This window comes from Microbacterium sp. (genome assembly GCF_032084865.1).
Lineage (GTDB): Bacteria > Actinomycetota > Actinomycetes > Actinomycetales > Microbacteriaceae > Microbacterium.
On record NZ_DAMDLU010000012.1, the window covers coordinates 1 to 23,951 of the forward strand.

Genomic DNA, 23,951 nt, shown 5'->3' on the forward strand with positions numbered 1-23,951 from the left:
TGGCGGCCTTCATCGCCGAGACCCCGGGCCTGGCGAGCCGCTTCCGGACGACGACGAGACGGGCACGCCGCAGCGCCGCACCCGGCAGGCGGCGTCGTGAGCCGCGCCGAGCAGACGACCCACGAGCTGCGAACCGCCTTCGACGCCGGCATCACCCGATCGCGCCGCTGGCGACGCGATCAGCTGCGGGCGCTGCGGCGGATGCTGCTCGAGAACCAGCCCGAGATCGAGCAGGCCCTGCACGACGATCTCGGCAAGCACCCCCTTGAGGCGGTGATCACCGAGATCGGGATGGTGATCGCGGAGATCGACTACGCGCTGCCGCGTCTGCGTCGCTGGATGCGGGCGCGAACCGTGCCCCTGCCGCTCATGCTCGCGCCCGCGCGTGGCCGGGCCGTTCCGGAGCCCCTCGGCGTCGTGCTCATCATCGGCCCGTGGAACTATCCCCTCCAGCTCGTGCTGAATCCGCTGGTGGGCGCTCTCGCGGCGGGCAACGCCGCCGTCGTCAAGCCGAGCGAGCTCGCCGGCGCGACCAGCTCGCTGCTCGCCGAGCTGCTTCCGCTCTACCTCGATCAGCGTGCGCTCGCCGTCGTCGAGGGCGGCGCCGAGGTCACCGGCCAGCTGCTCGAGCAGCGCTTCGACCACATCTTCTTCACCGGATCCGAGAAGGTGGGCGGCATCGTCGCCACCGCGGCCGCGCGCACCCTGACACCGGTCACCCTCGAGCTCGGCGGCAAGTCGCCCACCTATATCGACGACTCGGTCGACCTCGCGGTGGCCGCGCGACGGATCATGTGGGGCAAGCTGCTCAACGCAGGCCAGACCTGCGTCGCGCCCGACTACCTGCTCGCCACCCCGGCGACCGCTCGGGCACTCGTGCCGCACCTCGAACGCGCGACGCGGGAGATGTACGGGTCCGATGCCGCGACGAGCCCCGACTACGGCCGCATCGTCACCCCTCGCCACGCCGAACGCCTCGCGCGGATGCTGACCGATGCCGCGCCCTCGTTCGGGGGCGAGGTATCGCTCGAGCAGCGCTACGTCGCTCCGACCGTCATCGATGGCGTCGACGCGGACTCGCCCCTGATGCAGGAGGAGATCTTCGGGCCGATCCTGCCGATCGTGCATGTCGGATCGGCCGCGGAGGCCCGCGCCTTCATCCGATCACGGCCCAAGCCTCTGGCCGCGTACGTCTTCAGCCGTCGGCGCCGCGTGCGCCGGGCCTTCCTCGCCGAGACCAGCTCGGGCGGAGTGAGCTTCGGCGCCCCGGCCGCGCACCTCGGCGCTCCGCAGCTGCCGTTCGGCGGGGTCGGCACGAGCGGGATGGGCGCGTACCACGGTGAGGCGTCGTTCCGCACCTTCAGCCATCTCAAGAGCGTGCTCGACAAGCCCTTGCGCCCCGACACGATGCGCCTCGCCTACCCGCCCTACCGGGGGTGGGTGAAGAGTCTGCTGCGCCGGATGCTGATGCGCGGGCGCTGACGCGTCCGCCGACTTGCATCCGGTGCCCGGCGGTCCTATCATCACCAGAAGTGGGGCAGTCGTCCCACTTCTGACGGGCGGACGATGTGGTCTGCCGAGGAGACGATGATGTTCCACCCGCACCCGCTCAGCCGCGCCGCTCGGACGACAGCATGAGCGCCGACGCCCGACCGACGGTCGACACGGCGTCCGCTCCCCCGGCGCAGACCCCGGTGAGCCGCAGCTGGCTGTGGACGTTCGGCCTCGCCTGGTTCGGGTTCTGGCTGCTCGTGATGCTTCCCGGGCAGTTCATGCTGGTGCAGCTGGCGAGCACTCTCGACCCGGCCGAGAAGATCGGCGTCGGCTCGTTCCTCATCGCCGAGATGGCCATCGTCATCGTCGTCTCGGTACCGGTCATCGGCTGGCTGTGCGATCGCAGCGAACCGCGATTCGGTCGCCGCCGCACCTGGGCACTGGGCGGCTTCGCGACCGCCACCGTGCCGTTCGCCCTGGTCGGGATCCAGCCCTCGTGGCAGCTCGCTGCGGTGCTGCTCGCGATCGTGGCCGTAGGGCAGTCCGCGGTGCTCGTGTCGCTGTCGGCGATGATCGCCGATCAGGTACCGCCCGCGCAGCGCGGCCGCGCGTCTGCGGCTGCGGGCGTGCCGCAGGTGATCGCCCTCGCAGGCGGCATGATCATCGTGACCGAGCTGGTGAAGGACGTCGGCTGGAGCTGGGCGGTGATCGCCGCCCTCGCGCTGATCGCGCCGCTCCCGTTCCTGCTCGGACACGCCGAGCCCGCCCTGCCTGCCCGCGCCGGCGACGCCGGCCCGACACCGCCGCGCCGCAGCATCCGTCAGATCACCCGGGTCTATCACGACCTCGGCTGGGCGGGCGTGTCGCGCGTGCTGGTCAACGCCGGCAACCTCGTGGGGACCACCTACCTGCTCTACTTCCTCTCCGACTCGCTCAAGCTGGCCAGCCCGGAATCGGCGCTCACTGTGCTGATCCTCGTGTATCTCGTCGCGAGCGGTCTCGGCTCGTGGGCCGGCGGCGCACTCACCGACCGACTGCGCTCGCGACGATTCTTCGTCGCCGCCTCCGCGGGCCTGCAGGTCGGAGCCGCGCTCACCCTCGCGTTCGTGCCCACCTGGAGCGCCTCGATCGTCGCGGCCGTGCTGCTCGGCATCGGATACGGGGTGTTCCTCTCGGTCGACCAGGCTCTGCTCACCGACGTGCTGCCCGATGTCACCACACGTGCCCGAGACCTCGGCATCGTCAACGCCGCGCAGCACCTTCCCATCGCCGCCCTCGTGGGCTGGCTCGTGCTGAGCGTGGCAGGCTACACCCAGCTCTACGTCATCGCCGCCGTGATCATGGCCCTCGGCGGCGTGGCCGTCTACCGCATCCGCTCGGTGCGCTGACTACCGCGCCCCACCGTCCGCCGCCGAAGGAGACCCGTGAAAGCCATCGTCGTGCTGTTCGACACCCTCAACCGCGCATTCCTGCCGCCCTACGGCGCCGAGGGCGTGCACGCGCCGAACTTCGAACGCCTCGCCAATAGCAGCGCGCGCTTCACCCGCTGCTACGGCGGCAGCATGCCCTGCATGCCCGCACGGCGGGAGATGCACACCGGTCGCTACAACTTCCTGCACCGCAGCTGGGGACCGCTCGAGCCCTTCGACGACTCGGTGCCGCAGATGCTCGACGAGGCGGGCGTGCACACGCACCTCGTCACCGACCACCAGCACTACTGGCTCGACGGCGGGGCGACGTATCACCCGCGCTTCCGCACCTTCGAGTTCTTCCGCGGCCAGGAGGGTGACGAGTGGAAGGGGCAGGTGGCCGATCCGGACATGTCGAACGTGACCCCGCACGCGAGCAACCACGCCCTGCGCCGGCAGGATGCCGTCAACCGGCAGCACCTGACAGACGAGGCCGACCACCCGCAGACCCGCACGTTCGACGCGGGGCTGGAGTTCATCGAGACCAACCACGCCGACGACGGCTGGATGCTGCAGATCGAGACCTTCGATCCGCACGAGCCGTTCTTCAGCTACGCGCAGTACCACGAGCTCTACGGCACTCCCACGGTCGCCGACGGGGTCGACTTCGACTGGCCCGACTACAAGCAGGTGACCGAGAGCGACGCCGAGCTCACCCACCTGCGCGACCGCTACCTCGCGTTGCTGTCGATGTGCGACCGGTCGCTCGGGCGCGTGCTCGACGCGATGGATCAGCATGACCTGTGGCAGGACACGATGCTGATCGTGTGCACCGATCACGGCCTGCTGCTGGGCGAGCACGGCTGGCTGGGCAAGAACGTGCCGCCGTTCTACGAGGAGACGATCCACACGCCGCTGTTCGTGTGGGATCCCCGCTCGGCCGTCGCCGGCGAGAGCCGGGATGCCCTGGTGCAGACGATCGACTTCGGGCCCACCCTGCTCGATCACTTCGGGCTCGACACGACCCCCGACATGCAGGGCCGTTCGATTCTGCCCGTGCTCGACTCCGAGCGCCCGCTGCATGATGCGGCCCTGTTCGGCCTGCACGGCGGCCACGCCAACGTCACCGACGGACGCTACGTGTACATGCGCGCGTGCGTGACCGCAGACAATCAGCCCCTGTTCGACTACACGCTGATGCCGACCAGCATGCGCGGCCGCTTCGGCGCCGACGCCCTCCGTCACGCGGAGCTCGTCGATCCGCTGCCGTTCACGAAGGGGATGCCGGTGCTGAAGGTGCCGGCCATCGCTCCGACCAACCCTGCGGCGTTCGGGTCGCAGCTGTTCGATCTCGAGAGCGACCCGCAGCAGCTGAACCCGCTCGTCGACGACGAGCTCGAGCTGCACATGATCGGCCTGCTCGTCGAGCTGATGCGCCAGAGCGACGCACCGGCCGATCAGTACGAACGGCTCGGGCTGCCCGCGTCGGGTGCCCCGAGCGCCGAGAACCTGGTGCTGGCGCGGCAGCAGGCGGAAGGCGCAGCGGGCCCGGTGGGCGGTGCCGATCTGTCGACGCTCGGCGAGTCGGCGGTGGCGATGCGCTCGGTGCGCGAGCTGCTCGCCGACGAGCACGCCCGTGGCGTGCTGCGCGACGAACTCGGCCCGATCGTCGACGGGCCGCTGCCCGAAGAGGCGATGGGGATGTCGCTGGTTCAGATCGCGACGGTGACCGCGGGGCTCGTGCCGCACGACGCGCTGCACAGAATCGCCGCGCGCCTCTGAACCTCGACCCGCGATGCGCGCGTGGCACACTGGCATCCATGCTCCAGCAGCCGGATGATCCCCGCCAGATGCGACGACTGCCCGAGACGCTCGACGAGTTCCAGCGGGCGGAAGGGCATCCGCACTTCCGGGTCGACGTCGAGCGCATCCGCTTCTCGCCGTACTACTCGCGCCTCTCGGCGGTGACGCAGGTCATCTCGCAGGCCGGCGCCGGCCTCGCCGTGCACAACCGGCTCACGCACTCCATCAAGGTCGCCGCGGTCGCGCGTGCGATCGCCACGCATCTCTCCACCCGCCCCGATGAGGCGAACCGTATCGTCACCGAGCTCGGCGGCGCGCACCCCGTCGTGGTGCAGGCGGCTGCGGCGGCGCACGACCTCGGGCATCCGCCGTTCGGCCACCTCGGCGAGCAGACGCTCGACCGGCTCGCCCGCACCCGCTTCGGACTCGCCGAGGGGTTCGAGGGCAACGCGCAGACGTACCGCATCCTCACCCGCCTCGACGAGCACGACCGACCCGGCGTCGGCCTCAATCTCACCGCGGCCGTGCGCGCGGCGGTGCTCAAGTACCCGTGGCGGCGCGGCGAGGGCGGGCCGCGGCGCGGCGGCGGAAGCAAGTTCAGCTTCTACGCGATCGATGAGCCGGATGCCCGTCAGGCCCTGTCCCCGTATCCGGCGATCGCCGAGGGGCAGCAGAGCGTCGAATGCTCGATCATGGACATCTCCGACGACATCGCGTACTCGCTGCACGACCTCGACGACTTCTACCGCGCCGGGCTGCTGAACCCGGCGACCCTGTCGGCGGAGTTCCGGTCGTGGCGGCGCGATCTCGCCCAGCTGCGTGCCGCTGATCACGCGACGCTCGCCGCCGACACCCGCACACCGGGGCACTCGCTCGAGCTGCTGTGGCGCCGGATGCGCGCCAAGGACGCCTGGATCGCCGACCCCGACGCGTTCGGGGAAGCGGTCGCGAAGGTGTCGTCCGAGGTGATCGACGGGCTCGTCGCCGAGCCGTTCGACGGATCACTCGCCAGCGAGCGCGCCCTCGCGCGGTTCACCACCGCCTGGATCGCGCGACTGCAGTCGTCGATCGAGGTGCACCGGCACCCCGACATCCGATCGGGGCACGTCAGCCTCAACCGGCAGGCCTGGCACGAGGTGGCGGTGCTGAAGTTCCTGCATGAGCGGTTCATCCTCGAGCGGCCCGACCTCGCGGTCTACCAGCGCGGTCAGGCCAGCGTGCTCGAGCGGCTCGTCGACGGCTTCACCGCATGGCTCGACGATCCGCGCGATGCGCGGCGCGCACCGCGCCGCCTCATCGACCTCGTCGATCTCGCCACCGACGACCACCGCCGCGTCGACGACGTGGGGGCGGGCGCCGACGTCGAGACGCTCGGCCGGGGGCGCGGCATCATCGACTACGTCGCATCGCTCACCGACGCCCAGGCGATCTCGCTCGACGCGCTGCTCGCCGGCCGCACCGAGCGGCTCTGGGATGCCGGCCAGGGTCTGTGAGCTCGCGAGACCTGCGTTCCGGCACGAGACCGCACCACGCGACGCAGGTCTCACGCTGTAGCGAAGTCTCGCGCCCGCAGGCGCGGCGCGTGGAAGAGTGGATGCCATCCACCCCCACTCTGAGGAGGCACCATGCGCGCTGTCGTGTACGACCGGTATTCCACGGATCTCGATGATCTCGAGGTGCGTGAGGTGCCCGAGCCGAAGCTGCCGCCGGCGTCGGTGCTCATCGAGGTGCGCGCCGCGGGCGTGAACCCCGTCGACTGGAAGGTCATGGCGGGCGGGCTCGATGCTCTGATGCCCGTGCACTTCCCCGTGATCCCGGGATGGGACGTGGCGGGCGTCGTCGTCGCGGTCGGATTGGACACCCCGGAATTCGCCGTCGGCGACGAGGTCATGGCCTACGCCCGCAAGGACACGGTGAGCGCCGGCACGTACGCGGCGCGGGTCGCCGTTCCCGTCTCGGCGGTCGCGCGCAAGCCGGCATCGCTCTCGTGGGAGGAGGCGGGGGCCCTTCCGCTGGCCGGCGGCACGGCGCTGCGGTCGATCGACGCGCTCGGCGACCTGTCGGGGCGCACCGTGCTGATCCACGGCGCCGCTGGCGGCGTCGGCGGCTTCGCCGTGCAGATCGCCGCGGCACGAGGTGCGAAAGTCATCGGCACGGCATCAGAGCGCAACCACGAGTACATCCGCTCGCTGGGCGGCGAGCCGACGACCTATGGTGAGGGACTGGCCGCACGCGTGCGCGAGATCGCCGGCGGAACCGTCGACGCGGTCGCCGACTTCATCGGCGGCCAGCTCGACACCACCCTCGACGTGCTCGGCGAGGGCGGCGCACATGTCTCGACGGCGGACCCGAAGGTCATGTCGCACGACGGCCGGTACATCTGGGTGCGCCCCGACGGCTCGCAGACCGCGCGTCTCGCGGAGCTCGTCGACGATGGGCTGCTGCGGGTCGAGGTCGCCGAGACGTTCCCGCTCGACGGTGTCGCCGATGCGTTCCAGGCCAGCATGAGCGGTCACACCCGCGGCAAGCTCGTCATCGTCCCCTGATCGGTCGGTTCCCCTCGCGCGATCAGGCGCAGACAGAGTTCGCGCCCGGGCCTCACTCGGGACCCGGGCGCGAACGTTCCTCCGGTCAGAAGACTTCTTCGTCTCCCGCCGCGCGCGTGGAGCGACGCGTCTCGTACGCGCCGGGGGCGGCCTCGGTGCGGGTGACCACGTCGGTGCGGCGGCGACGCGCCATGAGCAGCAGTCCGACGATGAAGGCGACGACACCCGCACCCATCAGGATGTAGCCGATCATGGTGAGGTCAGCCCAGCCGACATCGATGTTGAGTGCGAAAGCGAGGATCGCTCCGATGACGAACAGAACGACTCCAGTGCCGATGGTCATCTCTTGCTCCCTTCGATAGGGCGGACCGTTCGGCCTGCCTGGTGCCCAGACTCCCAAGCGGCACCGCGCCGAAGAATGGGGTTGACAACACCGGCGCTCGTCAGGGTCGGGGCTCAGACCGCCCAGCTCGGTCCGCAACGGCCGAGTCGACCCCGTCGACGGCGTCGGCCATCGCTCGGAGGAAGTCGGTCACGTTCGCCTGAGCCTGGGCATCCATCCCCGCCGCCACCGCGTACATCAGCTCGTGCATGCGACCGAGCGTCTGGCGCACATCCTCGTCGGCATGCGCGGTGGCTCGAACCGTGGCCGGCTGCCCGGCTGCGTTCTGTTCCCTCTGCACGTGCCCCGAACGCTCGAGTCGATCGATCAGCACAGAGGTCGCGGCCGGTGAGATGCCGAGATACTCGACCAGGGCGACCGGCTGGGCGACGTGACCGGGCTGACGGAACAGGTAGCGCAGCGCGAGAAGCTCGTTCTCGCCCATCGACATCTCGTCGCGGGTGCGTCGACGCATGGCCCGCTCCGCCGCACGATACGTGCGCAGGGCCTCGAGCACCTCTCGCGCGCGTTCTCGCTCGCTCCGCTCGTCGTACCAGTAGCTGTCCGCCTGTGATTCCGCCATACTCGCTCCTTCAGCGGGCGCCTGCAGCACTCGCATAAGTCATGATAGGAGAGCAGAAGAGATCCGCAGGGCCGAACGGAGCCGTGGGATCGCAGTGAGGGAGGACATCTGTGAGCTTTCGAAGCAAGGAGACGCTGGAAACCTGGCTTGAGGAGTTCCGCTGCGCCCGCGAGGCCGGAGATCTCATCCGTGTCATCATCCAGGACGGCTCCGACGGCTCCGACACGGGGCTCGTGATCGTGCCCGTGAAGAACTCGTCCGTCAGCATCTTCATGCAGCCGATCCACGTGGGCGAGGCTCGGTGGAACATCACCCTCGAGCCGAGCAAGGAGGACACCATCCTCAACAGCCACGAGCTGCACTCGCTCGCCAGCGAGCTCGCGGTCGCCGCCGAGCTGTGCTCGTATCTAGAGGCCCGCAGCATCGGCCACGACGAGCCGGCCGGGTTTGAGCCGGCAGACGACGCACCCGCCTCCGAACACGCCTGAGCCTCAGAGCTCTCCCGGTCGCATCGCCTCGGCGTCGATCGCCCGCATGACCCGGAGCGCCGCAGTGTCCACCGGCGGCTCGTCCGCTGCATCCGCGCGCCGCCGGGGCGCGTACACGACCAGCGCGTGGAACAGGAATCGCGCGAAGAAGGCGACCACCAGCGAGATCGCCGTGGCGATCACGCTGGAGATGTGCCAGGTCTCGACCATCAGCGCCATCAGCGGGATGCGCAGGGCCGCCTCGACGGAGTTGAACGAGACGGATGCGGCGAAGCGCACCCACAGCCGCGGAGCGTCCTGGCGGTCGTCGCGGAAGACGAACAGCTCCTGCAGCACGAAGTTGCCGATGATGGTGACGGCCGCGCCGACGATCGCAGCGAGCACGTAGTCGACGCCGAGCTGGGTGAGCGCCCACATGATGCCGATGTTGGCGACGGCGCCGATGCCGCCGATGACGGCGAAGCGTCCCATCCTGCCGAATCGCAGGCGGGCGAGGTGGGCGAGGAATGTTGCCCCCTGTCGCAGGCTGGCCTTCGAGTCCCCGTGCCGACGCGTGCCGAACTCGAGCGGCACCTCCGCGATCCTCAGTTCACGCCGCTCCCCGCCGCGCACGAGGATCTCGAGCAGGATCTTGAATCCCTGCGGTCGCAGCTCGTCGAGATCGATGTGCGAGCGGTCGATGAGGAAGAACCCGGTCATCGGGTCTGTGCTGCGCCAGAGGCGCCGAAGGAACATCGCCTTGGTGACGACGGTCGCCGCCTTCGACACCCCGTAGCGCACGGCCGTGCCGAGCCCCGCGGAATCACCGCCGCCGATGTAACGCGAGGCGGCGACGACGTCGACCCCGCCCTCGGCGTACCGTGCGAGCATGGCGCGCAGCAGCTCGGGCGGATGCTGCAGATCGCCGTCCATGACGATGCACACGTCGTGGGCGGCCTCGGCGAGGCCCAGGGCGACGGCGCCGCCGAGCCCGCCGGTGTTGCGGTCTCGGTGGATGCCGCGCACTGCGACGGCCGCGGATGCCCCGATGCGGGCGATCTCGTCGATCGTGCCGTCGACGCTGTCGTCGATGAACAGGATCTCGGCCGTGATCCCGGCGAGCGCGGCCGAGGTGCGGGCGACGAGTTCGGCGACGTTGTCGCGCTCGTTGAACGTCGGCACGATCACGGTCACGGGAGGAAGGGAGGGGGCGCTCACGTGATCTCCTCCACGGGTTCCTCTGAGTCGGGGTGTCGCGCGGTGATGCGGCGATACAGCATCCATCGTTTCATGGGACGCCCTGCCGCGGCGCCACTCGGCGCCCGCTCGGGTGCGCCCCCGTAGGCTGGGAGCATGAGCACTCCCGCATCCGACACCATCACCGTGTTCGGCGCCGACTGGTGCCGAGACTGCGTCCGCACGAAGAGGCAGCTCGACCAGCTGGGCGTCGAGTACACCTACATCGATCTCGTCGCCGACCCAGCGGCGGCGGACGTCGCCAAGGAGATCTCAGGCCGCATGAACATTCCCGTCGTCGTCTACCCCGACGCGAGTCACCACGTCGAGCCGAGCAACGACGACGTCGAGTCGAAGCTGCGCGAGCTCTCGCTGATCTGACCTCGGTTCCGCTTCCGCACCGCCACCAGGAGACGACGATGACTCAGGAGTCGACCCTCGACGCCGACCTCGATGAGGCGCAGCGCGAGGCGCTGGATGCCGACGTCGACGTGCTGCAGCAGGGTTCACGCACGTGGGCGCACCTCACCGTGGGTCAGCGCGCGACCCTGCTGCGAGCGCTGCGCACGAGCGTCGCCGCCGCGGCGGCGGACTGGGCGAACACCGCCGCCGATTCCAAAGGACTCGACAGCAGGCATCCGCTGCGCGGCGAGGAGTGGCTGAGCGGGCCGTACTCGGTGCTCGGCGCACTCGACGCGTACATCGACACCCTCGCGAAGCTGGCCGACGGACGCTCACCGCTCGACGGTCTGACGGTCGGTCGCGCACCCGGCGGGCGCACCAGGGTGAGCGCGTTCCCTCTCACGGGGCTCGATCGCTTCCTGCTGTCGGGGTTCAGCGGCGAGGTGTGGCTGCGGCCGGGCATCACCCCGAACACGGCCCGCGCGACCGCGGGCCTGGCGCAGCGGTCGACGGATGCCGCGGGCGGCGTCGGCCTGGTGCTGGGCGCGGGCAACATCACGGCGATCCCCGTGCTCGACGTGCTGTACGAGCTTCTCGCGCACAATCGCGTGGCGCTGCTGAAGGTGAACCCCACGCAGGACGCCCTCGTGCCCGTGTACGAGCGCGCGCTGGCACCGCTGATCGCCCCCGGCTTCCTGCGGATCGTGCGCGGCGGGCCCGCCGTCGGCTCGTACCTCACCGCGCATCGCGACCTCGTGCACGTGCACATCACCGGCTCGGCCGCCACCTTCGACGCGATCGTGTGGGGTGCTTCGACGGGCTCAGCAGCCCAACAGGAGGCGACCGCACGACGTCGGCGAGAGAACCGTCCGCTGCTGAAGAAGCCGATCACGGCCGAGCTCGGCGGAGTTTCGCCGATCATCGTCGTGCCGGGCGAGTGGAGCGCCGCCGACATCGCCTTCCAGGCCGAGCACATCGTCACCATGCGTCTGCAGAACGGCGGGCACAACTGCATCGCGGGGCAGGTCGTGATCATGTCGTCGGAGTGGGCGCAGGCCGCGCAGTTCCGCGCCGCGCTGCGGCGCGCGTACGCGGCCGCCCCCGAGCGGCCCATCTGGTACCCAGGCTCGCCGTTACGCATCCGGCAGGCGGCCGATGACTATCCGGATGCCCTGGTGCTGGCCGACCGACTGCTGGTGGAGATCGGCGATGGTGACGACGCCACGGCGATGCAGTCGACCGAGTACTTCGCCCCGGTGCTGGGTGTCGTCGAGCTGCCCGGCACCGGACAGGATTTCCTGGATGCCGCGATCGCCCACGCGAACGACGAGCTGCAGGGCACCCTCGGCGCGAACCTGCTCATCGATCCGGCCACCGAGAAGTCGCTCGGCACCGGGTTCGAACGGGCGATCGCCGAGCTGCGCTACGGGTCGCTCGCGATCAACTCGTGGACGGCCTTCGGGTTCATCACGCCGACGCTGACCTGGGGCGCGTTCCCGGGCAACACCCTCGACGACGTGGGCAGCGGCATCGGCGTGGTGCACAACGCCCTGCTGCTCGACGAGGTGGAGCGATCGGTGGTGCGCGGGCCGTTTCGCCCGTTCCCGCGGTCGTTGCCCGTGCTCAACGGCGGTGGCCGTGTGACGATCCTGCCGAAGCCGCCGTGGTTCGTCTCGGCGCGCACGGGCGCTGCCGTGTGCGAGGGCCTCACCCGGTTCCGCGCGCAGGGTGGCATCGCGGTGCTCGTGCGGACGCTGCTGCGGGCGCTGCGCGCCTGATCGCGCTGACCTGCCGTCGGCGAGGTCAGAGCTTGTCGCCGGAGACGGCGAAGGTGTCGCACACGCCGAGACCGTTCTTGTAGCCGTTCGCGAACCACGCCTGACGCTGCTCGCTGGTGCCGTGCGTGAAGCTCTCCGGGTTCACCCGGCCGGCCTGCTGCTCCTGGATGTGGTCGTCGCCGACCGTGAACGCCGCGTTCAGGGCATCCGTGATCTGCGCCTCGGTCGGCTTCTTCAGGTAGGCGACGCCGTTGTCGTCCTTCAGCGTCGTCACGTCTCCGAGCCAGGCACCGGCGTAGCAGTCGGCCTGCAGCTCGGTGCGCACGCCGTTGCTGTCGGGGCCGGTGCCGTTGTTCGGGTACTTCTCCATCGTGCCGGTGATGTTCTGGATGTGATGACCCCACTCGTGCCCCACGATGTACAGCTGGGAGAGCTCGCCGGCAGAGGCGCCGAACTGGTCGCGCATCAGCTGGAAGAACGTCGGGTCGATGTAGACGCCCTGCTCGGGCGGGCAGTAGAACGGTCCGACGGCGTTCGAGGCCGTCCCGCACTGGGTGGAGGTCGCACCGTCGACCACGTTCATCGTTGGCGGCTGGTAGCCGTCGACGTGCTGCGCCCAGTAGTCGTCGAGCAGCACCTGGGCACCTGCCATGCGGCAGTCGTCGGTGGTGTTCGCGTCCTGACCGGTGTCGCACTCGGAGAGGGTGCTCTCACCGCTGGAGGCGGGGTCGTTCCCGCCCCCGGGCACTCCGCCGACCAGCCCGGTGAGGTCGGGACCGCCGAGCATGGCGACGACCAGCGCGACCAGACCGAGCACACCCACGCCACCACCGGCGATCGCGGCGCCCCGCCCGCGGCGGCGCGTGGTGTTGCCCGAGATGTCGGCATCCGGATTGAAAGTCATGCTGAAAAGGTAGCGCTCCGCGGGATCCGGCGATGAGGGCTTGACGAATCGGCGCACGCCCCTCATCCGACCCGGAGGCGGGGCATAGGCTCATCATCATGGCGACGACGATCACGATCACAGGTGCCGGCGGACAGATCGGCTACGCGCTGCTGTTCCGCATCGCGGCGGGAGACATGCTCGGACCGGACGAGCACGTCCGGCTGCGACTGCTCGAGATCCCGCAGGGACTGCGTGCGGCCGAGGGCGCGGCGCTCGAGTTGCAGGACGGCGCGTTTCCGCTGCTCGACGACGTCGAGGTGACCGATGACGGCGAGGTCGGGTTCGACGGCGCGAACCTCGCCCTGCTCGTCGGCGCCCGTCCGCGCGGCCCCGGCATGGAGCGCGGCGACCTGCTCGCGGCGAACGGCGGCATCTTCGGCCCGCAGGGTCGCGCGATCGCGGCGGCCGCGGCATCCGACATCCGCGTCACCGTCGTCGGCAACCCCGCCAACACGAACGCCCTGATCGCCGCCTCGTCGGCCGACGGTGTTCCCGCCGAGCGGTTCACCGCCCTCACCCGGCTCGACGAGAACCGCGCCCGGGCGCAGCTCGCGCAGACGCTCGGAGCCCCGGTCGCCCGCGTGCACCGGGTGCCGATCTGGGGCAATCACTCGGCGACGCAATTCCCCGAAATCGCGCACGCGACCCTCGACGGCGAGCCGGTCGCCGATTTCCTCACCGCGGCGGTGCAGGACGTCCGCGCCTGGCAGGAGCAGACGTTCATCCCCCGCGTGGCGAAGCGCGGCGCCGAGATCATCGAGGTGCGCGGTTCGTCGTCGGTGGCGTCCGCGGCGAGCGCGACGATCGATCACGTACGCGACTGGGTGCACGGCACCGAGGAATGGACCAGTGCTGGCGTCGTCTCGCACGGCGAGTACGGCGTGCCGGAGGGGCTGATCTCGTCGTTCCCTGTGCAGTCGATCGCCGGCGAGTGGCGGATCGTCGAAGGGCTCGAGCTGGACGCCTGGGGGCGGGCACGCATCGACGCCTCGGTGGCCGAGCTGGTCGACGAGCGAGAGACGGTGCGCTCGCTCGGACTGCTCTGAGCGCCGGCTCCACTGCACGGAGTCCGGCCGCCGCCGGCGCCGGACTCGGGCAGAATGGATGCCGGAGGTGCGGCGATGACCGATGCGATGAACCCGAACGGTGGCGAGGCCGAGATTGCGCTGACCAGCCCGCTGCATCTGCCGCATGCGGCCGCGAACTGCCCGAAGTGCCTGGCGAACGACGATCACGACTGGTGGTCGGCCCGCCCGGAGGGAACCCGTCTGGTGGGTCTCGTCGTCGCGCGCGACGGGATGCCGTCGGTGACTCAGCAGCGCGATGACCTCACGCGCTTCGGTGTGCCGATCGAGGGATTCCGTCACCCCGCTCCCGAGATCCTGGAGAGCTGGGGCGACCGTCTGGCCCGGCTGATCGACACGCTGCGCCCGGGCGATGTGCTCGTGGTGGCGAACGTGCACGCCCTCGGCCGCGACCGCGACGAGGAGTCGCGCACGGTCTCCGAGCTGCGCCGGCGCGGCATCATGGTGAAGGTGCTCGGGCACCACGCCCGGCACCTGGCCGACGCGCCCGGCTGAAGCGGGCGCCGTCAGCCCTTCGCGGTGAGCAGCTGTTCGCGCAGCGACGGCGGGCGCTCGCTCGCGAAGAACGCGGCCGCCACGAACTCGTCGAACAGGGCGCACATCATGTTCTCCAGCTCGCCGAGCGGGGTCGAGAAACGCGCGAGCAGCATCTGCTTCGTCTGCGGAACGGGGATCCAGTAGTCCGCGATCAGCCGGGTGGTGCCGTCGGCCTCGCCGTCGTCGGTGACGACCTCGGTGCGGTGCGTGCGCAGCGCCGGAACACCGGGACCGCGCACCTCGGCCATCGACGCGTGCGCCGCGGGATCGAGCTCTTTCAGGCCCTCGGCCATGACCGCGAGAACGGCTTCCGGTGCGGTGCCGATCGCCGGGCTCATCCGCAGGTCGGCGGGCTCGAAGACGAGCAGGGTGACCGGCAGCGGCGCACCGAGCGCGATCTCGGTTGAGAACATGATCGCCCGGATGTCACCGCGGGAGCCGGCGGCCACGGCATCCTGCAGCTGCTGCCGCACCCGCGCGCGCTCGGGCGCGCGGCCGTCGGCGGGCCCGACGGACTCCTTCGCGATGCGGCGGATGGATGCCGTGGTGGCGTCGGCGCTCGACAGATCGACCGAGAACCATCGGCCGGGGAGCCGGAATCGCAGCTCCGGCGCGCTCATTCCGGTTCCGTCCACTCCCCATAGCGAGACGACATCCCGGTCAGGCTGACACCGGCCTGACCTGCACCGCGCACGCGAAGAGGCTCCAGCTCGTCCGCAGCTCCGCGAAGGTCGACGATCCCGTCCCCCTGACCGGCGTCCGCCCCGGCGGTGAGCTTGATGGTGTTCGGCTCCCAGGGCAGCGACGTCCAGATGGCTTCGACCACGGCGTCGAGCTCGTCCGCGGTGAACGGCTCTGCCGAATCCGTGACGAGCCCGAGGCTGAACCGGTGCCCGAGACCGTTCTGCGAACGGCCGGGGTCGCGCACGTCCACAACCCTCGGCACGGCCGCCGTCACGGCATCCGACACATCTCCGAAATCCACCGTCGTCATCTCCTCTGATCGGTCGGGGCCCTGCGAGAGGGCCGCGCACCCTCCGAGCGTCCCCGTCATGAGCGCTCCCGCCAGGGCGATGGCGAGCAGTCCGTGGTTTCCCGCTCTGCGACTGACCATCATTCCGTCCAGTGGTAGTAGGAGGTGTTCACGTACCCATCCTCGTCGAAGAAGTTCACGAGGCTCGGATGATTCTGCTGCACCTGGGCGAGGTGCTGCTCGAGCGTCCCCGCGTAGTCGTCGGCGTTGTGCGCGCCGGCATCGATCCCGAGCACGGGGTTCGGCTCCGGCGGATCGACCCGGATCGACGTCCAGTTCGGCCCGTGCTCGATGCTGTCGAAGTCGCCGGCGATGGCATCCAGCCGCGGCACGGGGTCGCCGTTGTGCTGGACGGAGACGACATCGATGTCGCTCGGAATGGGCATGTGGTCGATCGGTGCGCCGGATGCCACGACGGCCCGCCAGTTGTAGTCGGAGTTGTACGCCGCCAGGTGACCGGCCATGATGCCGCCCTGGCTGAACCCGACGAGCATGACGGGGTCATCCGGACCGACTCCGGCCTGGCCCATCGCCTCGAGCACGGCCCGCTCGTATTGGGTCTGCAGCGCCGGGGTGAGCATCAGCGCCAGGTTGCTGTCGAGATCGTTCACCGCGCCCTGGTCGCCGAATCGTGAGAGCCACTCCTGGGTGCTGGGCAGCGTGACCGTGTAGTACCAGCCGTCGGGGCCGAGCACCTTCGTGATCTTCACGACACTGTCGGTCTCCTTGCCGAGGCTGTCGACTTCACCCGTGCCGTCGAGAAGGGTGGCGAGTGTCGGGTCCTGCGGCCGATCCTCGGGATGCGGGTACGGGTCGGTGCGGCTCACGTCTGGCGTGCTCTTCGTCACATCCGAGAGCACGCTCCAGATCAGGAAGGCTGCGAGCACGCTGGCGATCACGGCGCCGATGATCAGCCCGATGGTGCCGAAAAGCGCGCCGATGGCCACGACGAGCAGCAGCACGACGAGAGCGCCGAGGATCGCCACGATCGTGTCGGCGATGCTCTTGAGCAGGTCGACGACGCCCTGCAGGAAGTCGCCGATCCACTCCCCGACCCCGGCGAGGAAGTCGCCGATGTCGGAGAAGAAATCGCCGACGCCGTCCCAGAAGCCCTCGTTCGTCGCGTCGATCGCGGCGTCGATCCGGCGGATCGCCGCCTCGGCCGCCTCGTTCATCGCCTCGCGTGCGGCGTCGATCCGATCCCGTGCCGAGGCGACGGCGGCCGCCGCGTCGTCGGCCGCGCGCTGCGCACCGGGCACCTGGTCGGTGAGGGCGGGCGACGGGGTGTCGGCCGTCTTCACCTGGTCGGTGAGATCCGCCAGCGCGCGGTCGGCGCGCCCCTGCGCGAGGAGGGCGTCGTCGAGGTCGTCCTCGGCGCGCTCTGCATCGTCGTGCGCGGCGGTGAGGGCGACGGCGTACTCGGTGATGGCATCCGCCGTGCTTTTGTATCGCGGATGGATCCGCTCGAGCTGCGACGAGATCTCGTCGTTCTGCTCGTAGAGGGCCTGAACGGCCTTCCCCTCGTCATCGGCGACGATGCCCCGCAGCTCCTGGATGACGTCGAGGATCACCTCGGCGGAGGAGACGAGGTCGGCCGCGCGGGAGGTGAGCTCGGCCGGACGCCCGGGAAGAACGCTCATGCGCTACCCCTCCCCTTCCTGCGCCATCGTCGCGTCGAGGTCGCGGAACGTGTCGACGATGGCCTGCATGAAGTCGGCCTGGGAGCGCAGGTTGTCGCGCAGATCCTCGCGCGCGATGTCCCACTTGCCGCCGAAGTCGTCGATCTTGCCGGCGAGGCCACCGTGACCGGTGAGGCCGCCGATGCCGCCGGCGAAGCCCTCGGCTTCATCGAACGTCGTCGCGAGTCCTTTCGCCGTGTGCGCGGTCGATTCCAGCCGGGCGAGGTCCATCCTGACGTCGGTCATCGTGAGTCTCCGTATCGGCGCTCGTCGCGGCCGGCCTGGCGTTGCGCCGCCCCGACCCGCAGGTGACGCCCGAGTGCGGCATCGGCCGCGCGTACTTCGGCGCGCAGAGCAACGGCATCCTGCGCTGAATGCGGAACGCGCACGCGCAGTCCGGCCAGCGCTGCCCGCAGGTCGTCGTCAGACATCTCTCCCCCTTCGACCTCGGTCCTCACGTCGCCTCGACGCTACTGGAGCGAGTATGCGCAGTCGATGGGCATTACTCCCCACTCCGGCAGGTCAGGGCGAACGCCTGGTCCACCATCACCCGCAGACGGGCAAGCAGGTCGGGGCGATGCGCCTGCATAGTGCGAGTGCGGATGACGTCGTCGGTGATCGATCGTTCTCGAATGCGGCGATGAAGACCGGGAAGACATCCGCCCAGAGACGGCGCGGCAGACGCGTGGCGCACGCGAACGGGTTCCGGCTCGAGAATGTCGCCGGCATACGGCGAGAGGGCCGACCATCATGGTCGACCCTCCCGAGACGCTCAGAGGCGGGTTCAGCTGCCGGCGAGCTGCTGATCCAGATCCTGGATCGCACGCATCATGCCCAGCAGCGACTCCGACATGTCATTGATGCCGTCCACCGCAGTCTTCAGACCCGTGGTCAGCTCCCCGTAACCCTCACCGAACTTGCCCGACGCGTGCTGCGTCTTGAAGTCCTCACCCAGCAGCGTGTCCACCTGACCCTTCAAGGTGTCCAGCTGACCCTGAATGTCATCACGAGCCTGCGACAGCGACGACGCCACCTGCTCCATCTCCGCATAAGACGCACCGAAATCGGCCATCGTCAACACCTCCGATAAATCGATCGAACCGGACCACCCCGGCCCGACACCCCCAAACTAACAACACCCCACAGAAACCGTCGATGGGCACAACTCCCCATCGACCAGCTAAGGCAGACGAGCGCCTCGGCTTGTCTCATCGCAGCTGAACGGAGGCGAAGAGCGCGGAGACGTCCTGCTCCGCGTCGTACAGCGCGAGGCCGTCCTCGACGAACACGTCCAAGAGCACGAGCGTCCCGACCCGCCGGCCGATCTGCCGTCGGAGTGCGATGCTCTCCTCACCCAGCGGGATGACGAGCATGCAGTCGATCGCCTCATCGAAGGCTGAACCCTCGACGGCGCGGATCGTCTGGACCAGCCCACCCACGCCCACCTGCGCGAACGACTCGAGGGGCTCCGCACGCAGGGAATCGTCGAGTTCCACGGCTGTCACGTGCGCGACCACGGCAGCGCGCCCGATCGAGGGCAGCCACCAGAACCGCTCCTGGACGCCTGGAAGCGGAGGGTCCGCGCGCACCAGTGCGAGCGCGTTCTCGGCGATGGCCGTGCGCACGGCAACGGGTGCGTCCTGGGCAGCCCGATCCTGCGCGACCTCGGCCGCCCAGGTCAGGTCGTCGGTGAAGTCGTTCCAGGGGAAGCCGCCCGGCAGGGTCAGCCAAACCTCCTGGTCGGGCCGCACCCTGAAGCCGCTCACTGCCGCCATCGGAACGTCTCCACGATCGTGTCGCTGAGCACTGCCAGACCCGCCACGAGCGCGGGGTCGGTCTCGTCCAGGGTCGTGATCGAGGCCGAGATGATCATCCCGCGCGGCTCGCCCGGTCCGGGCAGCGGAATCCCGTAATCGATCTGCCGGCCGATGACCTCGGCCAGCTCGTCCTTTCCGCGCCGCTCACTGTCCGCGCGCAGGATGCGTCCGATCTCCGTGTCGAACGTCTCGAGGCGACCGCTCGCCATCTCGCGGAACGACGACTCGAAATCGCTCCCCGGTCTCGCGACGTGCTGGATCAGCGCGAACGACATCGGCAGCGGCGCCGATTCCTCCCCGGCCGCCTCCGGGAGGTAGATCGCACCGACCCGCCGGGCCTGCATCTGCTTCCACTGCTGATTGATCAGCATCCGTGCCTCGACGTCGAGGTCGGGACGTCCGAGTGCGCGGATCTGCGCCGACATCCGCTTGATCAGCGCTTTACGTCCCTCATCGTCGACGAAATAGCGCGTCCATCCCTGGGGGAACAGGATGCTGAAGCCGCCCGGCTCGTCGCTTGCCATCAGTCCTCCTGCCCTGGGGACCAGACCGGCCGCCCTTCGCGCTTGCGCCGGCGATCGTCGATCACCGCGAGGATCAGGGCGATGATCATCAGGACGACCGTGACCGCCCCGTCGATGCCGGCTGCTGTCCACCGCATCGCCGCTTCCTCCGCTCCTGCGGACGGCAGCATCCAGGCAAACATGACAGAAGACGCCGTCGCGGCGCCGGTTGCCGCGAACGCGCCTCCCACCCGTCCCGAATCCCTGACGCGGCCGAGCACCGCGACGGGCACGGCGAGCAGAAGACCGCAGAGGGAGACGGCGAGCGAAAGCCAGCCGGGGAAGGAGAACAGCGGGTAGTCGAGGATCTCGCCCCACATCGGAGAGCGGCTTGCCGCGATCTGCCCGCCGGTGAACACCAGCGAGCCCAGCAGATACACGATGAGCACCGCTGCCTGCAGCATCCTCAACAGCAAGTACGCCGTCGTCGACCGCTTCTGCCAGGACGCGCGAAGAGAAGCCATGGGTTTCAAGCTTAGGCCAGTCACCACGGCGCCGTGACGGATCCGTAGACGGTCAGACCCGTGGATCCGAGCCAGTTGACCGCATTGAGCCGTGAGACCAGGCTGGACGGGAAGTGCGAGGCGGTCTCGGTGATGAACTGCTGCACGGCGGGGTTCGTCCCCCACTTGGAGTTGTGCATCGAGGTGAGAAACCGCTGCATCTGCTGCACCTCGGGCCCGCCGTTGATGATCGTCTTCAGCGGGTTGACGAACATCCCCGGCCGCGGAAGATTCGACATCGACCGGATCGGCGCCGCAAGCCACTGGAACGGCTTGCCCCAGGTGGACGGATGCAATAGCCGCATGCGCGGAAGACCGGATCGGATCACCGATGTGACGACGCCGCGCCCCCCTTTCACGACGGCGCTGAGCGCGGGGATGCCCTTCGACAGCGCCCGGCCGATCCCGAACGGCAGCAGGCCGAGGGCGGCGAGACCGACATCCCCGAGCGACGCACGGCCGTCAGCGTACTTGAGGACGGTGAGCCCGAGGCTGAGAAGCGTGAGCCCGAGGATCACCGCCGCCAGCAGACCGGTGAACGGCGCGCCGATGATCAGTGCCACGACGGTGAGCACGATGAGAACCACGGAGATGACCGTGAGCAGGTCGTCGACGAACCCCCAGAAGCCGTCGCCGTTGTCGGCGGCATCCATCGCCTTCTGCACGCCCGCGACGGCGTCGTCGTAGGCGTCCGACCACTCTTCGAACACGTGGTCGAAGGAGCGCCACTGGCTGTTCCGCTCGCCTTCGGCGCTGTTCAGCGAGGTCTGCGCGGAGGACGCGGCACCGGAAGCGGCATCCTTGTCCTCCTGGCTCGGCTCGTCCTCCCAGGGCCATTGGTGCTCCACAGACGCCAGCTGGCGGTCGGCGGATTCCTTGGCATCCAGTGCGTCCTGGTAGTCATTCTCGGCCTTCTCGACCTCGTGCTGGTGCAGCGACAGCCAATTCTGCGCCTTCCGCAGGGCGTCGGCGTAGGTGCGCAGCGCCTTGCCGGTTCCTTCATAGCGGACAGCGGCGTCGGAGAGGTCTGCGGAGGAGTCCTTGGCCATGTCCGCGAGCTTGTCGGTGCCCTTGCTCTTGTGGATGCTGGAATCGCCCACCTCGACGAGCATCTCCGCGGTCTCGTCCATCGTGGTGGCGAGCTCGACGAATGCCTGACCGTCCGCCCAGATCGTGCCGGGCTCGCCCTCCAGCGGGCGCAGTTCGTTCGATGTGAACGGTGACCTCATCGCGCCGTAGCCTTTCCGACGGAGACCCCGGTCGTGCTTGTGGGCGTCTCCAAGTCATTGGCGGTGTTCGTGTCCCACTCGTCCCAGCCGTCGATGATGCCGGTGAGCTGTTTGAGGATCTCATCGAGGTTCTTCTGCAGCTTGCCGCGGTTCGACTTCCAGTCGGACTCGAAGTCCGAGACGCGGCTTTTCAGTTCGGAGCGGCCGTCGGGCTTGCCGATGGCCTGCTCGAGCTGGTCGTTGGTAGCGGCTGCTGCCTCGAACGCGTCGACGGACTCCTTCAGACCGCTCTTGGTCTTGCGGAGCCTTTCCAGGTCCAGCATGATGTCGACCACTTGCTGCAGTCCTTCCGTGTCATTCGGACGAGGGGCCGGACGTCGCCCGGCCCCTCACGCGTGGTCCGTGCGGGTTCAGCTGCCGGCGAGCTGCTGATCCAGATCCTGGATCGCACGCATCATGCCCAGCAGCGACTCCGACATGTCATTGATGCCGTCCACCGCAGTCTTCAGACCCGTGGTCAGCTCCCCGTAACCCTCACCGAACTTGCCCGACGCGTGCTGCGTCTTGAAGTCCTCACCCAGCAGCGTGTCCACCTGACCCTTCAAGGTGTCCAGCTGACCCTGAATGTCATCACGAGCCTGCGACAGCGACGACGCCACCTGCTCCATCTCCGCATAAGACGCACCGAAATCGGCCATCGTCAACACCTCCGATAAATCGATCGAACCGGACCACCCCGGCCCGACACCCCCAAACTAACAACACCCCACAGAAACCGTCGATGGGCACAACTCCCCATCACCGCACCGCTCCTCGAACATCGCCCGGACGGGGCTGTTTCGTCTGGAGGATCTGGACCCGATGCCCGGGGAGCGGATCCGCGCGTCCAAGACCACCGCGGTCCGCTACGAACGTGAATGACCAGGCGAGCTGGTGCACATGGACGTGAAGAAGCTGGGCCGGATCCCCGAAGGCGGCGGATGGCGGGCCAATGGGCGCGAGAAGGGGCCCACCTGCGCCGCGTTCCTCCGGCGCGCTATCGCGTACTTCCACGCCCGTGGCATCACTAGGATCGAGCGGCTCATCACCGACAACGCCTGGGCCTGCCGATACTCGCTGCGCGAAGGCTGCAGCACGCACGGCATCACACAGAAGTTCATCAAGCCGCACTGTCCGTGGCAGAACGGCAAGGTAGAGAGGTTCAACCGCACCCTGCAGACCGAGCGGGCCAACACTGGACGACGCCACTCAGCCCTCGGAGACAAACCCCCGATAAGCCGACTGCAACAACGTCCTGACCCGGTACACCTAGCGGCAGGCGATGGGCCGGCATACGGCGAGAGGGCCGACCATCATGGTCGACCCTCCCGAGACGCTCAGAGGCGGGTTCAGCTGCCGGCGAGCTGCTGATCCAGATCCTGGATCGCACGCATCATGCCCAGCAGCGACTCCGACATGTCATTGATGCCGTCCACCGCAGTCTTCAGACCCGTGGTCAGCTCCCCGTAACCCTCACCGAACTTGCCCGACGCGTGCTGCGTCTTGAAGTCCTCACCCAGCAGCGTGTCCACCTGACCCTTCAAGGTGTCCAGCTGACCCTGAATGTCATCACGAGCCTGCGACAGCGACGACGCCACCTGCTCCATCTCCGCATAAGACGCACCGAAATCGGCCATCGTCAACACCTCCGATAAATCGATCGAACCGGACCACCCCGGCCCGACACCCCCACGCTACAAGCCCCCGCAAGCCGCAGTCGATGGGGACAACTCCCCATCCGCGATGGGGTCAGGACGGCTTCCCGGGCGCGACGGCCTCCGGTGCCGCCTCGTCGGGCAGCGCCCGCTCCCACGCGACCGTCGAGATCATCAGATCGCTGAGCACGGACATCGCCCCGTACTCCTCGGCGGACAGACCCGAGCCGTCAGGCATCAGGATCGTCGTCGTAAAGACGAGGGCGCGGCTGCGGTTCGTGCCCGGCACGGGGATCGCGTAAGTCACAGTGCGAGCGGGTACATCCTCCAGTTCCGAGATGCCGGGCGGCCGCGCCGCCTCACTCTCCCATCGCACGACATGCCGAGCGTCTTCCAGAAAACCGGCGCCCCTGCGCTGGAACGCGCCCGCGATCCAGTCGTCGAGATTCGCGCCGCGTTCGCCGTCCACGGCCGCCGCCGTGATCGACATCGGGAGAAGCTCATCGGCTTCGACCTCCTCCTGCCGGTAGATGGCGAAGACCTTGGACTGCTTCATGCCCTGGCGCACGCGAGCCATCATCGCCCGGTACTGCGCTTCGAGATCGGGGCGCCCAGCCTGACGGAACAGCGCGGAAGCACGGGTCAGGTCGGTCTTCTCTGTCTGGGACGATGCGGCCCGTCGCCGCCATCCCGGCGGCAACGCGATGCGGAACGGAGGGATGCCGTACTGCATCTCGACAAGAAGATCGCTCATGCTCTCATTCT

28 protein-coding genes and 1 pseudogene are annotated in these 23,951 nt (G+C 69.0%); 11 read left to right on the forward strand and 18 right to left on the reverse strand.

The annotated features are described in order from the left end of the window. Nucleotides 1-96 precede the first annotated feature (96 nt). The 5 genes from RT309_RS02530 (at nt 97) to RT309_RS02550 (ending at nt 7,252) form a co-directional block, all read left to right on the forward strand. Complete coding sequence (locus RT309_RS02530) at nt 97-1,482, forward strand: aldehyde dehydrogenase family protein (RefSeq protein ID WP_313355041.1); 1,386 nt, start codon at nt 97-99, stop codon at nt 1,480-1,482. 152 nt (nt 1,483-1,634) lie between these two features. Next, complete coding sequence (locus RT309_RS02535) at nt 1,635-2,882, forward strand: MFS transporter (RefSeq protein WP_313355043.1); 1,248 nt, start codon at nt 1,635-1,637, stop codon at nt 2,880-2,882. A 36-nt stretch (nt 2,883-2,918) separates the two neighbouring features. Next, a complete protein-coding gene (locus tag RT309_RS02540; RefSeq protein ID WP_313355045.1) occupies nt 2,919-4,685 on the forward strand; it encodes a sulfatase-like hydrolase/transferase in 1,767 nt (588 codons plus the stop codon). Nucleotides 4,686-4,723: 38 nt separating this feature from the next. Beyond that, nucleotides 4,724-6,199 (forward strand): dGTP triphosphohydrolase, encoded by a 1,476-nt coding sequence (locus RT309_RS02545; protein ID WP_313355047.1) that lies wholly within the window; start codon nt 4,724-4,726, stop codon nt 6,197-6,199. Nucleotides 6,200-6,331: 132 nt separating this feature from the next. Beyond that, nucleotides 6,332-7,252, forward strand: coding sequence for an NADP-dependent oxidoreductase (locus tag RT309_RS02550; protein WP_313355049.1), 921 nt, complete (start codon nt 6,332-6,334; stop codon nt 7,250-7,252). Between the two features lie 85 nt (nt 7,253-7,337). Here RT309_RS02550 and RT309_RS02555 read toward each other — a convergent pair whose 3' ends face one another. Both RT309_RS02555 and RT309_RS02560 read right to left on the reverse strand, forming a co-directional pair. Beyond that, nucleotides 7,338-7,595 carry a DUF6458 family protein gene (locus RT309_RS02555; protein ID WP_271638677.1) on the reverse strand — a complete coding sequence of 86 codons (258 nt, stop codon included), beginning with the start codon at nt 7,593-7,595 and terminating at the stop codon, nt 7,338-7,340. 100 nt (nt 7,596-7,695) lie between these two features. Then, the gene (locus tag RT309_RS02560; protein WP_313355054.1) at nt 7,696-8,217 is read right to left on the reverse strand and encodes a MarR family transcriptional regulator; all 522 of its coding nucleotides are present in this window, start codon (nt 8,215-8,217) and stop codon (nt 7,696-7,698) included. 110 nt (nt 8,218-8,327) lie between these two features. Here RT309_RS02560 and RT309_RS02565 point away from each other — a divergent pair, with 110 nt between their 5' ends. Continuing rightward, nucleotides 8,328-8,705 (forward strand): hypothetical protein, encoded by a 378-nt coding sequence (locus tag RT309_RS02565; RefSeq protein ID WP_313355056.1) that lies wholly within the window; start codon nt 8,328-8,330, stop codon nt 8,703-8,705. 3 nt (nt 8,706-8,708) lie between these two features. Here the strand turns inward: RT309_RS02565 and RT309_RS02570 are convergent, their stop codons facing one another. Further along, nucleotides 8,709-9,902: a glycosyltransferase gene (locus tag RT309_RS02570; RefSeq protein WP_313355058.1), complete on the reverse strand. Its 1,194-nt coding sequence runs from the start codon at nt 9,900-9,902 to the stop codon at nt 8,709-8,711. Between the two features lie 135 nt (nt 9,903-10,037). Between RT309_RS02570 and RT309_RS02575 the strand changes: the two genes are divergently transcribed. Both RT309_RS02575 and RT309_RS02580 read left to right on the forward strand, forming a co-directional pair. Continuing rightward, nucleotides 10,038-10,301, forward strand: coding sequence for a glutaredoxin domain-containing protein (locus RT309_RS02575; protein ID WP_313355060.1), 264 nt, complete (start codon nt 10,038-10,040; stop codon nt 10,299-10,301). Between the two features lie 38 nt (nt 10,302-10,339). Then, on the forward strand, nt 10,340-12,100 hold the full coding sequence (locus RT309_RS02580) for an aldehyde dehydrogenase family protein (protein WP_313355062.1): 1,761 nt from the start codon (nt 10,340-10,342) through the stop codon (nt 12,098-12,100). Between the two features lie 25 nt (nt 12,101-12,125). Here RT309_RS02580 and RT309_RS02585 read toward each other — a convergent pair whose 3' ends face one another. Then, nucleotides 12,126-13,004: a neutral zinc metallopeptidase gene (locus RT309_RS02585; protein WP_313355063.1), complete on the reverse strand. Its 879-nt coding sequence runs from the start codon at nt 13,002-13,004 to the stop codon at nt 12,126-12,128. Nucleotides 13,005-13,102: 98 nt separating this feature from the next. Between RT309_RS02585 and RT309_RS02590 the strand changes: the two genes are divergently transcribed. Beyond that, nucleotides 13,103-14,092: a malate dehydrogenase gene (locus RT309_RS02590; protein WP_313355064.1), complete on the forward strand. Its 990-nt coding sequence runs from the start codon at nt 13,103-13,105 to the stop codon at nt 14,090-14,092. Between the two features lie 75 nt (nt 14,093-14,167). Continuing rightward, nucleotides 14,168-14,626: a recombinase family protein gene (locus RT309_RS02595; RefSeq protein WP_313355065.1), complete on the forward strand. Its 459-nt coding sequence runs from the start codon at nt 14,168-14,170 to the stop codon at nt 14,624-14,626. An 11-nt stretch (nt 14,627-14,637) separates the two neighbouring features. On the opposite strand, the gene RT309_RS02600 is transcribed toward RT309_RS02595, so the two are convergent. The 12 genes from RT309_RS02600 to RT309_RS02655 all read right to left on the reverse strand — a co-directional run bounded on the left by RT309_RS02600 (nt 14,638) and on the right by RT309_RS02655 (nt 22,190). Beyond that, the gene (locus tag RT309_RS02600; protein ID WP_313355068.1) at nt 14,638-15,288 is read right to left on the reverse strand and encodes a hypothetical protein; all 651 of its coding nucleotides are present in this window, start codon (nt 15,286-15,288) and stop codon (nt 14,638-14,640) included. Continuing rightward, the gene (locus tag RT309_RS02605; protein ID WP_313355069.1) at nt 15,285-15,782 is read right to left on the reverse strand and encodes a hypothetical protein; all 498 of its coding nucleotides are present in this window, start codon (nt 15,780-15,782) and stop codon (nt 15,285-15,287) included. The genes RT309_RS02600 and RT309_RS02605 overlap by 4 nt, the downstream gene beginning before the upstream one ends. Next, a complete protein-coding gene (locus RT309_RS02610) occupies nt 15,782-17,341 on the reverse strand; it encodes a hypothetical protein (RefSeq protein ID WP_313355070.1) in 1,560 nt (519 codons plus the stop codon). Before RT309_RS02610 ends, RT309_RS02605 begins: the two co-directional genes overlap by 1 nt. Nucleotides 17,342-17,344: 3 nt before the next feature. Next, on the reverse strand, nt 17,345-17,626 hold the full coding sequence (locus tag RT309_RS02615; RefSeq protein ID WP_313355071.1) for a hypothetical protein: 282 nt from the start codon (nt 17,624-17,626) through the stop codon (nt 17,345-17,347). Then, nucleotides 17,623-17,811 carry a hypothetical protein gene (locus RT309_RS02620; RefSeq protein WP_313355073.1) on the reverse strand — a complete coding sequence of 63 codons (189 nt, stop codon included), beginning with the start codon at nt 17,809-17,811 and terminating at the stop codon, nt 17,623-17,625. The genes RT309_RS02615 and RT309_RS02620 overlap by 4 nt, the downstream gene beginning before the upstream one ends. 353 nt (nt 17,812-18,164) lie before the next feature. Next, the gene (locus RT309_RS02625) at nt 18,165-18,452 is read right to left on the reverse strand and encodes a WXG100 family type VII secretion target (RefSeq protein WP_313355075.1); all 288 of its coding nucleotides are present in this window, start codon (nt 18,450-18,452) and stop codon (nt 18,165-18,167) included. Between the two features lie 136 nt (nt 18,453-18,588). Next, the gene (locus RT309_RS02630) at nt 18,589-19,146 is read right to left on the reverse strand and encodes a hypothetical protein (protein WP_313355076.1); all 558 of its coding nucleotides are present in this window, start codon (nt 19,144-19,146) and stop codon (nt 18,589-18,591) included. Then, nucleotides 19,143-19,721: a hypothetical protein gene (locus RT309_RS02635; protein ID WP_313355077.1), complete on the reverse strand. Its 579-nt coding sequence runs from the start codon at nt 19,719-19,721 to the stop codon at nt 19,143-19,145. Before RT309_RS02635 ends, RT309_RS02630 begins: the two co-directional genes overlap by 4 nt. Continuing rightward, a complete protein-coding gene (locus RT309_RS02640; protein WP_313355078.1) occupies nt 19,721-20,224 on the reverse strand; it encodes a hypothetical protein in 504 nt (167 codons plus the stop codon). Before RT309_RS02640 ends, RT309_RS02635 begins: the two co-directional genes overlap by 1 nt. A 20-nt stretch (nt 20,225-20,244) precedes the next feature. Further along, on the reverse strand, nt 20,245-21,492 hold the full coding sequence (locus RT309_RS02645) for an EI24 domain-containing protein (RefSeq protein WP_313355079.1): 1,248 nt from the start codon (nt 21,490-21,492) through the stop codon (nt 20,245-20,247). Then, nucleotides 21,489-21,827: a hypothetical protein gene (locus RT309_RS02650; protein ID WP_313355081.1), complete on the reverse strand. Its 339-nt coding sequence runs from the start codon at nt 21,825-21,827 to the stop codon at nt 21,489-21,491. Before RT309_RS02650 ends, RT309_RS02645 begins: the two co-directional genes overlap by 4 nt. A gap of 75 nt (nt 21,828-21,902) precedes the next feature. Continuing rightward, nucleotides 21,903-22,190: a WXG100 family type VII secretion target gene (locus RT309_RS02655; protein ID WP_313355075.1), complete on the reverse strand. Its 288-nt coding sequence runs from the start codon at nt 22,188-22,190 to the stop codon at nt 21,903-21,905. A gap of 121 nt (nt 22,191-22,311) precedes the next feature. Between RT309_RS02655 and RT309_RS02660 the strand changes: the two are divergent. After that, nucleotides 22,312-22,902: pseudogene (locus RT309_RS02660) on the forward strand (integrase core domain-containing protein); the annotation flags it as partial. On the opposite strand, the gene RT309_RS02665 reads toward RT309_RS02660, so the two are convergent. Continuing rightward, on the reverse strand, nt 22,881-23,168 hold the full coding sequence (locus RT309_RS02665) for a WXG100 family type VII secretion target (protein WP_313355075.1): 288 nt from the start codon (nt 23,166-23,168) through the stop codon (nt 22,881-22,883). The pseudogene RT309_RS02660 and the gene RT309_RS02665 overlap by 22 nt on opposite strands. Nucleotides 23,169-23,280: 112 nt before the next feature. Beyond that, nucleotides 23,281-23,940, reverse strand: coding sequence for a hypothetical protein (locus tag RT309_RS02670; RefSeq protein WP_313355083.1), 660 nt, complete (start codon nt 23,938-23,940; stop codon nt 23,281-23,283). Between the last annotated feature and the right edge of the window lie 11 nt (nt 23,941-23,951).